This is a genomic window from Bacillus sp. D7-8, assembly GCF_052055895.1.
In the GTDB taxonomy this organism is placed as follows: Bacteria; Bacillota; Bacilli; order Bacillales; family Bacillaceae; genus Bacillus; species Bacillus velezensis.
In genome coordinates, this window is sequence record NZ_CP179922.1 from 3,429,981 (window position 1) to 3,445,811 (window position 15,831).

At 47.5% G+C, this 15,831-nt stretch carries 16 protein-coding genes; 10 read left to right on the forward strand and 6 right to left on the reverse strand.

Annotated elements, in window-relative coordinates:
- The first annotated feature begins 79 nt into the window (after window positions 1-79).
- From ACKTRM_RS16860 to ACKTRM_RS16890, 7 genes are read left to right on the forward strand one after another with little or no spacing between them, the layout of a single operon-like run.
- Entirely contained in the window at window positions 80-1,069 is a 990-nt protein-coding gene (locus ACKTRM_RS16860; RefSeq protein ID WP_041482222.1) for a LacI family DNA-binding transcriptional regulator, read from the forward strand.
- Window positions 1,062-1,943, forward strand: coding sequence for a ribokinase (rbsK, locus tag ACKTRM_RS16865; RefSeq protein WP_012118602.1), 882 nt, complete (start codon window positions 1,062-1,064; stop codon window positions 1,941-1,943). The genes ACKTRM_RS16860 and rbsK overlap by 8 nt, the downstream gene beginning before the upstream one ends.
- Window positions 1,940-2,335, forward strand: coding sequence for a D-ribose pyranase (gene rbsD / locus ACKTRM_RS16870; protein WP_012118603.1), 396 nt, complete (start codon window positions 1,940-1,942; stop codon window positions 2,333-2,335). Before rbsK ends, rbsD begins: the two co-directional genes overlap by 4 nt.
- A gap of 16 nt (window positions 2,336-2,351) precedes the next feature.
- On the forward strand, window positions 2,352-3,845 hold the full coding sequence (locus ACKTRM_RS16875) for a sugar ABC transporter ATP-binding protein (protein WP_012118604.1): 1,494 nt from the start codon (window positions 2,352-2,354) through the stop codon (window positions 3,843-3,845).
- Window positions 3,835-4,806 (forward strand): ribose ABC transporter permease RbsC, encoded by a 972-nt coding sequence (gene rbsC, locus ACKTRM_RS16880; RefSeq protein ID WP_012118605.1) that lies wholly within the window; start codon window positions 3,835-3,837, stop codon window positions 4,804-4,806. Before ACKTRM_RS16875 ends, rbsC begins: the two co-directional genes overlap by 11 nt.
- A gap of 13 nt (window positions 4,807-4,819) precedes the next feature.
- The gene (gene rbsB, locus ACKTRM_RS16885) at window positions 4,820-5,737 is read left to right on the forward strand and encodes a ribose ABC transporter substrate-binding protein RbsB (RefSeq protein ID WP_012118606.1); all 918 of its coding nucleotides are present in this window, start codon (window positions 4,820-4,822) and stop codon (window positions 5,735-5,737) included.
- Window positions 5,738-5,797: 60 nt separating this feature from the next.
- Window positions 5,798-6,331, forward strand: a complete 534-nt coding sequence (locus tag ACKTRM_RS16890; protein WP_012118607.1) for an SH3 domain-containing protein — start codon at window positions 5,798-5,800, stop codon at window positions 6,329-6,331.
- Between the two features lie 124 nt (window positions 6,332-6,455).
- Here ACKTRM_RS16890 and ACKTRM_RS16895 read toward each other — a convergent pair whose 3' ends face one another.
- The 3 genes from ACKTRM_RS16895 to alsS all read right to left on the reverse strand — a co-directional run bounded on the left by ACKTRM_RS16895 (window position 6,456) and on the right by alsS (window position 9,622).
- On the reverse strand, window positions 6,456-6,980 hold the full coding sequence (locus ACKTRM_RS16895; RefSeq protein WP_023357163.1) for an NAD(P)H-dependent oxidoreductase: 525 nt from the start codon (window positions 6,978-6,980) through the stop codon (window positions 6,456-6,458).
- A gap of 101 nt (window positions 6,981-7,081) precedes the next feature.
- Window positions 7,082-7,849, reverse strand: coding sequence for an acetolactate decarboxylase (budA, locus tag ACKTRM_RS16900; RefSeq protein WP_003151318.1), 768 nt, complete (start codon window positions 7,847-7,849; stop codon window positions 7,082-7,084).
- 60 nt (window positions 7,850-7,909) lie between these two features.
- Complete coding sequence (gene alsS / locus ACKTRM_RS16905) at window positions 7,910-9,622, reverse strand: acetolactate synthase AlsS (RefSeq protein WP_032860108.1); 1,713 nt, start codon at window positions 9,620-9,622, stop codon at window positions 7,910-7,912.
- 156 nt (window positions 9,623-9,778) lie between these two features.
- On the opposite strand from alsS, the gene alsR reads away from it, so the two are divergent.
- Together alsR and ACKTRM_RS16915 are read left to right on the forward strand one after the other, a co-directional pair.
- Complete coding sequence (gene alsR, locus ACKTRM_RS16910; RefSeq protein WP_007407528.1) at window positions 9,779-10,687, forward strand: acetoin biosynthesis transcriptional regulator AlsR; 909 nt, start codon at window positions 9,779-9,781, stop codon at window positions 10,685-10,687.
- Window positions 10,688-10,883: 196 nt separating this feature from the next.
- Window positions 10,884-12,215 (forward strand): arsenic transporter, encoded by a 1,332-nt coding sequence (locus ACKTRM_RS16915; protein ID WP_012118610.1) that lies wholly within the window; start codon window positions 10,884-10,886, stop codon window positions 12,213-12,215.
- Between the two features lie 48 nt (window positions 12,216-12,263).
- Here ACKTRM_RS16915 and ACKTRM_RS16920 read toward each other — a convergent pair whose 3' ends face one another.
- The 3 genes from ACKTRM_RS16920 to ACKTRM_RS16930 form a co-directional block, all read right to left on the reverse strand.
- Window positions 12,264-12,938, reverse strand: coding sequence for a hypothetical protein (locus tag ACKTRM_RS16920; protein WP_007407530.1), 675 nt, complete (start codon window positions 12,936-12,938; stop codon window positions 12,264-12,266).
- A 41-nt stretch (window positions 12,939-12,979) separates the two neighbouring features.
- Window positions 12,980-13,870, reverse strand: coding sequence for a hypothetical protein (locus ACKTRM_RS16925; RefSeq protein ID WP_012118611.1), 891 nt, complete (start codon window positions 13,868-13,870; stop codon window positions 12,980-12,982).
- A gap of 122 nt (window positions 13,871-13,992) precedes the next feature.
- Window positions 13,993-15,087 carry a CotH kinase family protein gene (locus ACKTRM_RS16930; RefSeq protein ID WP_012118612.1) on the reverse strand — a complete coding sequence of 365 codons (1,095 nt, stop codon included), beginning with the start codon at window positions 15,085-15,087 and terminating at the stop codon, window positions 13,993-13,995.
- Window positions 15,088-15,227: 140 nt separating this feature from the next.
- On the opposite strand from ACKTRM_RS16930, the gene cotG reads away from it, so the two are divergent.
- On the forward strand, window positions 15,228-15,758 hold the full coding sequence (gene cotG / locus ACKTRM_RS16935; RefSeq protein ID WP_012118613.1) for a spore coat protein CotG: 531 nt from the start codon (window positions 15,228-15,230) through the stop codon (window positions 15,756-15,758).
- Window positions 15,759-15,831 lie beyond the last annotated feature (73 nt).

Here is a 15,831-nt window from a genome sequence, read left to right on the forward strand (position 1 = left end):
TCTTTTTTTGTTGCCAACCGAAATAATTCGTGTTACTCTTTTTATGTAAACGGTTACATAGTTGAAGGAGGAGTGTTTGTTGGCAACGATTAAAGATGTCGCAGGCGCTGCCGGCGTCTCTGTTGCCACGGTTTCGCGTGTCCTCAATGACAACGGCTACGTGCATGAAGATACACGAACGAAGGTCATGCTTGCCATGGAGAAGCTGAATTATTATCCGAATGAAGTTGCCCGCTCTCTTTATAAAAGAGAATCCAGACTGGTCGGGCTTTTGCTTCCGGATATTACGAATCCCTTTTTCCCTCAGCTTGCCCGCGGCGCTGAAGACGAGTTGCAGCGGGAAGGATACCGGCTGATCATCGGCAACAGCGATGAAGAATTGGAAAAAGAACTCGACTACCTGCAAACATTTAAACAAAATCAAGTTGCCGGTATTTTGGCGGCCACCCATTACCCCGACCTTCCCGAATACAGCGGCAGCCTTTACCCGGTCGTATTTCTGGACCGGACAAAAGAAGGCGCCCCATCCGTATTCAGTGACGGGCGGGCAGGCGGAAAACGGGCGGCTGAGGAAATGCTTCGCGGCAAAAGCACAAGCATCACGCTTGTCAAAGGCCCAGCCCACCTTCCGACCGCTCAGGAACGTTTTAACGGCGCACTTGATGTGCTGCAAAAAGCGGGCGCGCCGTTCAATGTCATCTCCGCCGCTTCATTTTCCATCAAGGATGCCGCCATTTTAGCAGAAGAATTGTTTGCAGCATACCCTGAAACCGACGGAGTCATTGCCAGCAACGACATTGCGGCGGCTGCCGTCCTCCATGAGGCGCTGCGGCTCGGCAAAAAAGTTCCGGAGGAGATTCAGATCATCGGATACGACGATATTCCGCAGAGCAGGCTTTTGTTTCCGCCGCTTTCAACCATCCGCCAGCCTGCATATGAGATGGGAAAACAAGCAGCAAACCTGCTGCTGCAATTGATAAAGAAAGAGCCGCCGAAAGAGACGGCCATTCAAATGCCCGTGACTTACATAAGAAGACAAACGACAAGAAAGGATGATCACCATGAGTGAAATTTGTGTTATCGGAAGCTGTTCTATGGATCTGGTCGTCACATCTGAACGGCGTCCGAAAGCCGGTGAAACCGTACTGGGCACAGACTTTCAAACCGTGCCCGGAGGAAAAGGCGCAAATCAGGCCGTAGCCGCTTCCCGCCTGGGCGCAAACGTATATATGGTAGGAAAAGCAGGCAATGACAGCTACGGAAAAGCGATTATTGAAAACCTGAAGGCAAACGGTGTCAATACGGACCATATGGAAACGGTTACACATAAAAAAAGCGGAACGGCTCATATTGTGCTCGCAGAAGGAGACAACAGCATCGTCGTCGTAAAAGGCGCAAACGATGACATCTCCCCCGATTATGCCAAAAGTGCGCTAGCAAAACTTCCCGGCATTGATATCGTGCTGATCCAGCAGGAGATTCCTGAAGAAACCGTTGAAGAAGTGTGCAGCTACTGCCGCGCGCAGCAAATTCCGGTTATCCTGAATCCCGCGCCGGCCCGGCCGCTGAAACAATCGACGATTGAGGATGCCGCATATCTTACGCCGAACGAACATGAAGCGTCCATTTTATTTCCTGACCGGACGAAAGAAGAAGCGCTCGCCGGCTATCCCGGCAAACTGTTCATTACCGAAGGAAAACAAGGCGTGCGCTACTCAGACGGCACCGCCGAACGGCTTATTCCCGCCTTCCCTGCAGAAGCGGTCGACACGACAGGAGCCGGCGATACCTTTAATGCAGCACTTGCCGTCGCACTCGCGGAAGGGCGGGACATTGAGCAAGCGCTCCTGTTTGCCAACCGCGCCGCCTCCCTGTCCGTGCAGCACTTCGGCGCCCAAGGCGGCATGCCGGCCAGAAAAGAAGTTGAGGAGCTGCTGTCATGAAAAAACACGGAATGTTAAACAGCCACATTGCCAAAGTATTAGCTGATCTCGGGCATACAGACCTCATCGCAATCGCCGATGCGGGTCTCCCCGTCCCTGACGGTGCCCCTAAAATTGATTTGTCCTTAACGGCGGGCGTTCCCGCCTTTCGGGACGTGACCAGCCTGGTAGCCGGGGAGATGGCAGTCGAAAAGGTGATCGCCGCTTCCGAGATCAAAGACGCAAACCCTGAGAATGCAAGTTTCATAGAAAGCCATTTCTCAGCGCAGACGATCGAGTACATGTCCCATGAGGAATTCAAACGGCTCACACAGAAAGCAAAAGCCGTCATCCGAACGGGTGAAATGACACCATACGCCAACTGCATCCTGCAGGCGGGTGTGATTTTCTAGAAAGAAGGGATCCAGCATGCACATCGGCATGACAGACATTCATAAAGCATTCGGCAAAAACCAAGTGCTCTCCGGCGTCTCATTTGAGCTTCTGCCGGGAGAAATCCACGCTTTAATGGGAGAAAACGGAGCGGGCAAATCGACGTTAATGAATCTGCTCACCGGGCTCTACCGGCTCGACAAGGGAAACATTACGATAAACGGAACAAATATGAGCTTCTCCAATCCAAAGGAAGCCGAAAAGCACGGAATCGCCTTTATCCATCAGGAACTGAATATATGGCCGGACATGACGGTGCTTGAAAACCTTTTTATCGGCAAAGAGCTGACGACGGCGTTCGGCGTTTTGGAAACGAAGAAAATGAAAGCGCTAGCAAAATCACAGCTTGAAAAATTGGGAGTCTCTCTTCCTCTTGACCGGGAAGCCGGACAATGTTCCGTCGGACAGCAGCAGATGATTGAGATTGCCAAAGCGCTGATGACAAACGCCGAAGTCATTATTATGGACGAACCGACCGCGGCGCTGACCGAACGGGAAATCAGCAAACTGTTTGACGTGATGACGGCGTTAAAGCGGGACGGCGTATCCATCGTCTATATTTCGCACCGAATGGAAGAGATATTTTCGATTTGCGACCGGATCACCATTATGCGGGACGGCCTCACTGTCGATACGGCGCATATGAAAGACACTAATTTTGATGAAGTGGTCAAAAAAATGGTCGGGCGGGAGCTGACCGATCGGTATCCGACTCGCACGCCGTCACTCGGCGATAAGGTGCTCGAAGTGAAAAACGCCTCAAAAAAAGGAAGCTTTTCACAGATCAGTTTCCATGTGAGCGCCGGAGAAATCCTCGGCGTTTCCGGCTTAATGGGTGCCGGACGGACAGAAATCATGAGGGCGCTGTTCGGAATTGACAGGCTCGATTCCGGAGAGATCTGGATTTCCGGCCGAAAAACCGGCATTCGGGGTCCGTACGATGCCATTCGCAAGGGACTCGGCCTGATTACGGAGAACCGCAAAGATGAAGGGCTGCTGCTGGATACGTCCATTCGTGAAAATATCTCCTTGCCGAACCTGACCAGCTTCTCTCCGAAAGGCATCATTGATCGAAAACGCGAGGCGGAGTTCGTTGAGCTGCTCATCAAGCGTCTGACCATTAAGACCGCATCTCCGGAAACCGCCGCCCGGCATTTATCAGGAGGAAATCAGCAAAAAGTCGTCATCGCCAAATGGATCGGAATCGGCCCGAAAGTTCTCATCCTTGATGAACCGACAAGAGGCGTTGACGTAGGCGCGAAAAGGGAAATCTATTCATTAATGAATGAACTGACCGATCGCGGAGTCGCCATCATCATGGTGTCTTCCGAGCTGCCGGAAATTCTCGGCATGAGTGACAGAATCATCGTCGTCCACGAAGGGCGCATCAGCGGAGAAATCAATGCGGCCGGCGCAACACAAGAACACATCATGACACTTGCCACGGGAGGGCAGCAGTATGAAAACTGAACCAATGACATCAACTGAACAAAAGCGATTTTCCATTCACACCTTCACACAAAAACTCGGTCCGTTTCTCGGCTTACTGATTCTTGTGCTGATCGTTTCCGTTTTAAACCCGAGTTTTCTTGAACCCCTCAATATTCTCAACCTTCTTCGGCAGGTTGCGATTAACGCTCTGATTGCATTCGGAATGACGTTTGTCATTTTAACGGGAGGCATTGATCTCTCTGTCGGAGCCATCCTCGCCTTATCGAGCGCATTGGTCGCAGGTATGATGGTCTCAGGCATCGACCCGATTTTAGCCGTCATCATCGGCTGCGTAATCGGCGCCGTACTCGGCATGATAAACGGATTATTAATCACAAAAGGAAAAATGGCGCCGTTCATCGCCACTTTGGCGACAATGACCGTCTTTCGCGGACTGACCCTCGTCTATACGGACGGAAATCCGATTACGGGGCTCGGTTCAAATTACGCATTTCAATTATTCGGGCGCGGTTATTTTCTCGGCATTCCCGTACCTGCCATTACGATGCTGATTGCGTTTGCGGCCCTGTGGGTTCTTCTGCACAAAACACCGTTCGGCCGCCGGACATACGCCATCGGCGGCAATGAGAAAGCGGCGCTGATATCGGGAATCAAAGTGCCCCGCATCAAGATCATGATCTATTCTCTGACAGGTTTATTATCGGCGCTGGCGGGAGCGATTCTGACATCACGCTTAAATTCCGCACAGCCGACGGCCGGGGAATCATACGAGCTGGACGCCATCGCAGCGGTCGTTCTCGGCGGAACGAGCCTGTCCGGCGGTCGAGGGCGCATCATCGGTACGCTGATCGGGGTTTTGATTATCGGTACGCTGAACAACGGCTTGAACCTTCTCGGCGTATCATCTTTTTATCAGCTCGTCGTCAAAGGAATCGTCATTTTAATCGCGGTGCTGCTGGACCGCAAAAAATCGGCATAGTAGGAGGACCATTATGAAGAAAGCCATCATCACGATCGCGGCATTATCACTGTTTTTGCTGTCCGCCTGTTCACTTGAACCGCCACAATGGGCAAAACCGTCAAACACAAAACATAAAAAAGAATTCACTATCGGGCTCTCCGTCTCCACATTGAACAATCCGTTCTTCGTTTCATTAAAAGAAGGCGTTGTAAAGGAAGCCAAAAAACGGGGCATGAAGGTCATTATTGTCGATGCTCAAAATGATTCATCTAAACAGTCAAATGACGTAGAAGATTTGATCCAGCAGGGAGTCGATGCGCTGCTGATCAACCCGACCGATTCATCAGCGATTTCAACAGCCGTCGAATCGGCAAATTCCCTCGGCATTCCCGTCATTGCGCTTGATCGTTCAGCCGAACACGGCAAAGTCGAAACGCTTGTCGCCTCTGACAATGTCAAAGGAGGAGAAATGGCGGCTGACTACCTCGCCGATCAGCTCGGAAAAGGCGCCAAAGTAGCGGAATTGCAAGGGGTGCCGGGCGCATCCGCGACACGGGAACGCGGAACGGGCTTTCATCATATTGCCGACAAAAAGCTGGATGTCGTAACAAAGCAAGCGGCGGATTTTGACCGTACAAAAGGATTGACCGTCATGGAAAACCTGCTGCAGGGACATCCGGATATTAAAGCCGTGTTCGCCCATAATGATGAAATGGCACTCGGCGCGCTCGAAGCGATTAACAGCTCGGGCAAACACATTTTGGTCGTCGGTTTCGACGGAAATAAAGATGCGATTTCTTCCATTAAAAACGGAAAGCTGACAGCCACGGTCGCCCAGCAGCCGGAGCTGATCGGAAAACTGGCGGCCGAAGCGGCGGAGCAGGTGCTCAAAGGAGAAAAAGTCAAAAGAACCATTTCCGCTCCATTGAAACTTCAAACACAAAAATAACCGGCCGATGTTTAGACTTCCGGTAAAACGTGAAAGGATGAAGTAAAAGGAGAGATACAGATGAAGAAAACAGCCAAAGCGGCATCCATTCTGACCCTTGCAGCGGGAATAACAGCGGCTTCAGCTGCCGGAATAACGCCTCTTCCCGAGACACACGCACAAGAAGCGGTCAAAATTGACGATCTGTACAGCTACCCGCTTGACTCTTATCTCGTTTCCGCGGAAGCATTGAACGTCAGAACAAAAGCATCAGCAGCCAGTCCGAGAGCTGATACCCTTCATTTGGGCGACAGCTTAAAGATCGTTTCATTCCAGAACGCTGACTGGGCAAAAGTACATTATAAAAACGGAAAAACAGGATTTGTATCTACTCATTATATTGTTAAAGAAGCAACAACCGTAAAAACGACGAAAAAAACAAAAGTATATACAGACAAACAAGCGGTCAAAGCTTCCCTTGCTAAAAACACGAGCGTTTCTTTCCTCGGATGGAAAAAGACAGCCGGCGGCGGCATTGACTTCGGCTGGGCGCTTGTCGATTACGGGGGCGCAACGGGATATATCAGCACAAAAGATCTGCAAAAACTGACATAATATCAAAACGGATTTCGCAAATTCAGCGCGAAATCCGTTTTTTCTTTCTTGAGCAGTCAGAAACGTCTAAGGTTCGAAATATTTCTCAGGAAATATTGTCGGATGAAGATGAATGCATACGACTCTAAAATGGCTTCTTTATGTAATCCGCCAGGCGTTTGGCATTGTCACGGATAGCCGCAGCATCGGCGCTGCTTACCCCGTACATCGCGAAAGCCGGCAAATAGGTCATACCCGTAAAATTAGCCATTGCCTGAAACGGCCTTAAGAGCTCGCTCAGTGAAAAATGGTTAGACCCGCCTGCCTGATATGCATCCTCTCCGGCACCTACGGAAACAGCCAGCAGCAATTCTTTGCCGTGCAGCGCCTTTCCTTTGGAGCCGTAAGCCCAGCCATACGCCAGCACATGATCCATCCATGTTTTTAAAAGCGGAGGCGCACTGTACCAATACAGCGGGAATTGAAATACGATCCGGTCATACTGTTCACACAGCTGCCGTTCCTTTTCCGCATCTATTTTCCCGTCCGGATATTCTTTATAAAGCTCACGGACCGTAATTTCATCATGATTTTTTAATTCTTCTGTCCACGCCTTATTGACCGCTGAGTTGTTCATGTCAGGATGAATCGCTAATACCAATACTTTCACAGCTACCACACCTTTCCCTTTTGACTGTATTTTACCTAATCTTTGCCGGTTCAGCCAAATAAAAAGAAAGCCCCCGAGAAAAATGGGGCTTTCTTTTTATTTTATTCCGGGCTTCCTTCGGTTGTTTCGATATCCTTCGCAAAATTCGGATTATCTAAATTTGCGTTGAAAAAGTCCGCCGTATTCGGAAGCTTGAGGTTCATATTCATTTTTTGAGAAATCGTCACTTTACAATCTTTAATGACATAGTCAAATACGTGTCCGCCGGAATTGCGTCCTTCATCAATGAAGTGCAGGTGATATCCGGAAACAGCGATGCCGTTTGCGTAACCCGGCGTCCAGAAGCCGGCGATTGTACCCTGAATGTCGTCAAAGTTGAACACAGGCTGTGTTTTTACCGCTTCGATCATCGGAACGTACGGTTTCTCCTGGCGTTCTACCGTTCTTGTCTGCACCTTTTTAAATACGCCGTCCAAACGGATCGCATAAAATAAGTTTTTACTAGGCAGAAGGCTGGCGATTTCCTGCTCGAATTCTTCACGGGTCATTTCGCCGTCGATCGTATGCGTCATATCCGGCGTGAAAAATGTGAATGAGCAGAATGGTGACAGGTCTCCGCCTTTAACAGGCGTAGCCGTTCCGTCGCCGCGCAGACGGTAAAATTCTCCGTCAAATCCGATTAATTCGCCGTCCAGTTTATTGAACGTGCCGATTCCGAAATCACCGAACTTCGGAATGTCAGCCATATCAAAATCTCCGTCATATACTCCGTCCAGCAGAGATGTCATTGTTGAGACTTGATAGATCTGATCCTCAGGTGAGCCTTTTTCTCCGCGGCTCATCATATGGATGTCGCTTGCGTTTTTCATATTCCCTTCACTCCTTTTAAATTGGGCTGTTTTAGAAAACAGGTCATGGTGCGCAGAGTGCTAGAGAGCTTTTGCTTTCATTTTTTCTTTGAATTGCTTCGGAAGCATGTCGCTTGATAAATGGACATTGTCACTGTAATCGACAGGAATGTCAATGATGACAGGACCTTCTGTGTTCAAGCCTTTTTGCAGCACGTCTGCCAGCTGTTCCGGTGACTCAACGCGCAAGCCGGTGGCGCCGAAGCTTTCTGCATATTTTACGATGTCAATGTTTCCGAAATCTACGCATGACGTACGGTTATATTTTTTCATTTGCTGGAATGCGACCATATCATATGTGCTGTCATTCCATACAAGGTGAACGATCGGCGCTTTTAAGCGGACTGCCGTTTCCAATTCCATTGCAGAGAACAGGAATCCTCCGTCTCCTGAAACGGATACGACTTTTTCACCCGGATTCACCAATGTGGCGGCAATCGCCCAAGGAAGCGCTACGCCCAATGTCTGCATGCCGTTGCTGATCAACAGTTTCAGCGGCTCATAAGCGCGGAAGTAGCGGGACATCCAGATCGCGTGCGAACCGATATCGCAAGTGACGGTTACGTCGTCATCAATTGCATTGCGCAGTTCTTGGACGATTTGCAGAGGATGCACTCTGTCGGATTTATGGTCGCTTGGCGCCTTCTCGCTGTCTGTGAGCATCTGTTTTAATTCGCTCAGCACTTCTTGTTCACGGCTGCCCATATCAAATGTCACAGCGTCGTGTTCAATTTGTTTAACCGTAGCGGCGATATCGCCTAATAATTCTAATTCCGGCTGATAGGCATGATCAATATCGGCCTGGATTTCGTCAAGATGGATAATAGCACGGTCACCGTTTACGTTCCAGAACTTCGGATCGTATTCAATCGGATCATAACCGATCGTTAATACGACATCCGCCTGTTCAAGCAGAAGATCGCCCGGCTGGTTGCGGAACAGTCCGATCCGGCCGAAATATTGGTCTTCCAGCTCTCTGGACAATGTGCCGGCCCCTTGGTACGTTTCTACGAAAGGCAGTTTTGTTTTGGCAAGCAGTTTGCGGATTTGTTTTACCGCCTCCGGTCTCCCGCCTTTCATGCCGACTAACAGAACGGGAAGTTTCGCCGTCTGGATTTTCGCGATAGCCGCGCTGACCGCTTCTTCCGGTGCAGGGCCTTGTTTCGGCGCCGGAACGCTGCGTACGTTTTTCACATTTGTGATTTCATTCACAACATCCTGCGGAAAGCTCACGAAAGCCGCGCCTGCCTGACCTGCTGACGCTGCCCTGAAGGCGTTTGTTACCGCTTCTGGTATATTCCCTGTTTCCTGTACTTCTACACTGTATTTTGTAATCGGCTGAAATAGCGCCGCATTGTCCAATGATTGGTGTGTCCGTTTTAACCGGTCTGCGCGAATTACGTTACCCGCCAGCGCCACTACCGGATCACCTTCTGTATTAGCCGTTAACAAGCCGGTCGCCAAGTTGGATGCCCCCGGGCCTGAAGTAACGAGACAAACGCCTGGTTTTCCAGTCAGTCTTCCGACAGCCGCAGCCATAAATGCAGCGTTCTGTTCGTGACGGCATAAAACCAGTTCAGGTCCTTTATCTTTTAACGCATCAAATACTGCATCAATTTTTGCACCCGGAATGCCAAAAACATGTGTGACACCTTGCTCCACTAAGCAATCAACAACAAGCTCCGCCCCCCGATTTTTTTCAGAGGTTTTTAGTTCATTTGTTGCTTTTGCCAACACCCTCACTCCTTATTATGCATATTAAATATAAAATTTTAAGTAATTTGTGATATTATTCACTATACACTCTTTGGAAATTGACCTCCAATATCAATTCGCCGTATGATTAATATGTTTCACGAATAATTAACAAAGAGAAAGGAATGGATAAGGATGGAGCTTCGCCATCTTCAATACTTTATTGCCGTTGCCGAAGAACTTCATTTCGGCAAAGCTGCGCTTCGGTTAAATATGACACAGCCGCCTCTCAGCCAGCAGATCAAACAGCTTGAGAAGGAAGTCGGCGTGACCTTATTAAAGCGCACGAAACGGGTTGTAGAGCTTTCAGCTGCCGGAGAAAGTTTTTTAAAACACAGCAGAAACGCGATCGAAGAAATAGACAAAGCGATTGAAATGGCGCAGAGAACGGCGCGGGGAGAGCTCGGCCGCCTTGTCGTCGGTTTTGTCGGCTCGGCCACATATGAATTTCTGCCGCCGATCATTCGGGAATTCCGCGAAAAATTCCCCTCCGTCAAGCTTGATCTGCGTGAAATTTCTTCTTTCAGACAGCAGGAAGAACTTCTGAAGGGGAACATTGATATCGGCATCCTTCATCCGCCTTTACAGCATTCCGCGTTACATATGGAAAAGGTGCAGAGCAGTCCGTGCATTCTGGCTTTGCCGAAGCAGCACCCGCTTACCGCTAAACAGACAATCGACATTCAGGATTTAAAAAATGAACCGATTATCACACTGTCGAAAGAAACATGGCCGACTTTATACCTAGAGTTTGTAAACTACTGCGAGCAGGCGGGCTTCAAACCGAAAATCGTTCAGGAAGCGACGGAGTATCAAATGGTGATCGGATTGGTTAGTGCCGGCATCGGTGTGACCTTCGTGCCTTCTTCTGCTAAAAAGCTGTTTAATCTCGAAGTCGCCTATCGCGGCATTAATCAGGTGCAGCTCACGGCCGAATGGGTCATTGCCTACCGCAAGGATAATCAAAATCCGATCCTGAAACATTTTCTGGATATTATGAATAAACGCCAGGCTTTATTGCAGGCGGATAAGGAAAATGCATAAAAAAGAGGGCCGCCGAAAGCAGCCTCTTTTTTTTTGTGCTTTTATGGATTTTTACTAAATTGGTAGAAACGCTCAGTACACCTTACGACCTGTACCCGTATACATACAGTACAACTGATCAGGAGGGATAAAAATAACGGGGCGGCAATGACCCATCTAAAAGGAGGCAGAACACATTACACATATTACCGTCATTTTGACCCTGATTTCTTTCTTTGTGACCATTATTTTTATATTTTGGAGACCCGGGGGATTAAATGAAGCCGTTCCGGCGTCGCTGGGCGCCATTCTCGTTTTGTTATGCGGAACCGTTTCCTTTCATGATTTGGGGGATATAGGGTCAAAAGTCACCGGAGCCTCAATAACCATTATCTCCACAATGATTATGGCGATCGCGCTGGAAAGCTTCGGTTTTTTTAACTGGGCGGCGGCCAAACTGCTTCACCGCGCCAAGGGATCGGGCATCCGGCTTTTTTGGCTGACCAACCTGCTCTGTTTTTCAATGACGCTCTTTCTGAATAATGACGGCAGCGTCTTAATCACCACTCCTATTTTACTATTGGTCTTACAATATCTCGGACTTAAAAGACATCAGAAAACACCGTATTTAATAAGCGGCGTATTAATTGCGACGGCGGCAAGCACCCCGATCGGCGTCAGTAATATCGTCAATTTAATTTCTCTCAAAATGATAGGCATGGACCTTTATTTGTACACCAATATGATGTTTATCCCCGGCACGCTGGGACTGGTGTTTATGGCCTTTCTGCTGTTTGCCGTTTTTTACCGCCGTTTGCCGAAACAGCTCCCCGATATTCCGGTTCATTTTGATTCCCTGGAACACAAACGATATCATCCGCTTCAGCCTCCGCCAGACCCGACCCAAAACAGCCGTACGAACATCATGTTTTGTGTTTTGGCATTTGTATTGTTCGTCCGGATCAGTCTGTTTGCAGCTTCTTACAACGGCATATCCGTTTCGCTCGTGGCTGTCATCAGTTCAGTCATCCTGCTTGGCTGGAGATGGTTTTATTTAAAAATCGGACCGGCAGATTTATTAAGGAAAGCGCCTTGGCATATCTTTATTTTTGCCTTCACGATGTACATTATCATCTACGGACTGCATAATATCGGACTGACGGCGCTGCTTGTTCAGTCTATTGAGCCTTATGTCTCACAAAGCATTGCCCACGCTGCATCTATTATGGGCATTGCTACATCCGTCCTCTCTAATTTGTTCAATAACCATCCCGCCTTAATGATCAGCACTTTGACATTAACTGAAATGTCCATCGACCCATTAACCGTAAAAATCATTTATCTGGCTAATATTATCGGCAGTGATATCGGATCATTGCTTCTGCCGATCGGGACATTAGCCACGCTGATCTGGATGCATATCATCAGACAGCACGGCGAAAAAGTTTCTTGGTCAGAATATATCAAAACGACCATTATCGTTGTCCCTCTCACCGTCGTATTTACCATTACCGTTTTATATGTCTGGATCAGTTGGATTTACCTTTAGCTCCCATGAAAAAAACTGCCTGCTGTATAAGAGAGGCAGTTTTATCATTTATGGCAGGTGCATGGTTTTTAAATGATTCAATTTCCAAAAAACAGTATCGCCGTCTGCATTGGTCAATTCAAGAATATTATCTGAGACATCCTGCAACAGCCCCACTTTATTCGGTATATCTCCTAAATCCAGAATAATCAGCTTCCCGATATATCTTTTTAATTGCTCCTCAAAATTCCGGACAAGGGGCACATTAGCGGGAACAACCGGCAGCTCTGAACTGTTTAATGTATACGGCGTCTGCTCATCGGAATAGGGTGTCAGCCATTTCAAATGATGCATCGAGATGAAAAGAGTCTTATAAACCGGAGAGAAGAAAACAAAATAATCATTTAAAACACTTGTCACATACCCATGAATGGAACGGTCTCCCGTAACAAATATTTCTGTGAATCTGCCTTTTATATGCTGGAGGGTATTCCGATAAGAAAAGGAATGTTCCTGTTTTTCGGGATGCGGACTTTTTTTTCTTGCGTACGGTTCTTTATTCTCTTCGTCCGGGAGCGTCAATGTCATCCTCTGAAGATGCAGCAGCGGAATATAAAGAAACGTCCGGCCGTCATGAATCACAATGATATCCTGACCGATATCCAAAAGAGTTCCTGAAAATGTCGTATTCCCCGATATCTCAATATCGACTTGTTTATCCAGAAATCTGCTTAATCCAGCCATTTCATTCCCCCCTCTCCCGCGTTTACGGACAATCTTTCCAATCATTTACGGCCGTGTTTCCACCGATAATCTATTGTCCTTAATACAGTGGCGTAGCTATAAGAGACCTCTTTCTCCCGTTTTGAGGATCGAACGGATCTTGATGATCTTTTCGACTTTTTAGAGGAAGTACGCTGCTCTTCGCGTGATTCTTCATGCGGCTTTTCTTCTTCGGCGCTCTCTTTCTCACCTTTATTCTCTTCGTCTTTATTCTCCTCTTTTTTAGCTGCTCCTTTTGCCCCTTCGCTGATGCTCTTGATATGAAAAGGATAAATCCGCAGCACTTCTTTATCTTTCACAAGAGTGTAGTGGCCGTCGGAATTATCCACAAGTATACCTTCAACGGCTTCAGGACCTCCGCGGTTGATGGATACCCATTTGTGGATCAGGCGTTTAAATATGCCGTGAAAATCATCAGCCATTTCAAATTCCGGGCGCTCCTCCTCTTGGCCGTCCTCTTCTTGTTCCGCGCTGATGCTTTTGACATGGTCGGCGTTAAAATATACAATTCCGTCATCTTCCGTTTCCAGCACGAGAAAATCATCCCCTGTTTCGTGAAGCTTTCCTCTTTTCGATTCCGGACCTCCCTGATTCAATTGCACCGTGCGATTGGTCATCCGGCTGATCAGGTCTTGAAAATCATCAGCTTTTTCACATTCTGCCGCTTCGGCCGGCGATACGGTTTCACTCGTATTTTCCGTCACACTTTTCACATGTTTCCATTGATAATAAACGATTTTATTATCAACCTGAAGAGCGATATAATCCGATTGAATGTCTGCTAATCTCCCTGTCTTGGACTCCGGGCCTCCCCGGTAGACAGTAATTACTTTTCCTTCCATTGCATGCAAAAAGTTGTCATCAGACCGCTGCCGCTTCGTATTGCGTTTCATCTATTGTCCTCCTAGTCATTTTTCTCATAATGTAAAAAGCATAATGCATATATACGTATCACGATTATTTTCGGGAACTGATTCACCAGCCTATTTGTAAAAAATCTTTCTTCATCTCCAAATCAGATATTCCACCGCTCTAACTCACTGCTGATGAAGGCGGACCGCTCCTTAATGTATTCGCAAATCACTTCAGGCTCCCGGTCAAAGCAATCCATCTCTTCTTTCTTATATGGATCCTTCGCGACATGCGGCCTGATATGCTCATACAGTGACATGACCTTCGGCTTCATATGTTCAATGGTAAACCGGGTCTGAAGCGTCTCTTCCAAAAGCCGTTTGTACGCTTTGCGGAAATACGGTTCATCCAGAAGCCTTGCAGTCAAGGTATTAAACCCTTGTATTCTGACATAATCGGCCTCCATCCGATCACCATGAATGTCTCTTCCCCACGTCGCATCGTAATCCCACGGAATGACTTCAAAAAGTCCCGTTTCATGATTCCGGTACAAAGCGTAATTATGGACAAATCCATCGTAGTTTGAGGTAAACACGATGCCCGCAAGCCACCGCAAATACTTATCGGCGTCCAAGTGTTTGACGATCTCCCCCTTGAACTCTGACTTCGGCACGGTATTAATTTTATAGATCATATCCTGCAAGTATAAATCGTCTTCTTTCGTTCCCGTTTTCTTTTCATAACCAAGTTCGAGCGATGTTTTCGTATCCCGCTCCAGATCACTGACGAGGGAGAAATTGGCGTCGTCATCAACCGCGTAAAAAACAGCGCCGTCCGCCAAATTCCGTTTCGCCAGAAAATATTCATCCACTGACTCCAGCTCAAGATACACCCCCTCATGTCTGCCATTGATTTGCAGGGTTACGAAATTCGCCTTTGGTGACAGCGTCCCAAGCTCCGCGAAGAAATCGAGAGACAGCTTATTCCGCATCATCGACGGATCTTTGTATTCAGCGTTTAAATGTATCTCTTTCGCCCTGCGAAATGTTTTCGGCGAATAAAAAGCGATATGATACGATTTTTTCTTAAAATCTCTTATATGCGAGCCGCGGTACGCCAGATCAATGTCAAGCCGTTTTTGATTCACTCTCAGCACCGCGGGCACCGGATCATCATCCCAAATGTCTTTTTTCAGCTCCATTAAGTCTTTCGGGTGAATAAACAGCTGGTATAGAGGCAATGTTGATTGGTCTTTCATCGGTAAACCTCCCTGTATTAATTTAGGCTGTGCTTTTTATATAAAACTCAGCGAATCACACATACACTTTTTTCATTCATGCGTACTATGTGGTAGTAAGGATCGCATCCTTAAAACATATATCATGAGGAGGTTTCAAAATGGGCCACTATTCCCATTCTGATATCGAAGAAGCAGTAAAGTCCGCAAGCACCGAGGGATTGGAAGATTATTTGTACCAAGAACCAAAAAGCAGTAAGAAGAGAAAATCTCGCAAGCATAAAAAATCCCGTTCTCACAAAAAATCTCGCAGTCATAAAAAATCATGCCGCTCTCACAAAAAATCTCGCAGTCATAAAAAATCGTGCCGCTCTCACAAAAGATCTCGCAGCCATAAAAAATCCCGTTCTCACAAAAAATCTCGCAGCCATAAAAAGTCCCGTTCTCACAAAAAATCTCGCAGCCATAAAAAATCCCGCTCTCACAAAAAATCTCGCAGCCGTAAAAAATCATGCCGCTCTCACAAAAAATCTCGCAGCCACAAGAAATCATGCCGCCGCAAGAAAAAACGCACGCAGAAAAAACCTTATCGTCCTCAGAAAAAAGACCCTTGCAAAAAAGACGATTACTGCAGCAAAACAGAGTACTGGAAAGACGGGAACATCTGGGTTGTAAAGAAAAACTACAAGTAACACCATTCGTAAATAGGCTGCCGGCTAAACGGAAGCCTTTTTCCTCAATCAGATATATGCCACGTGATAAGAT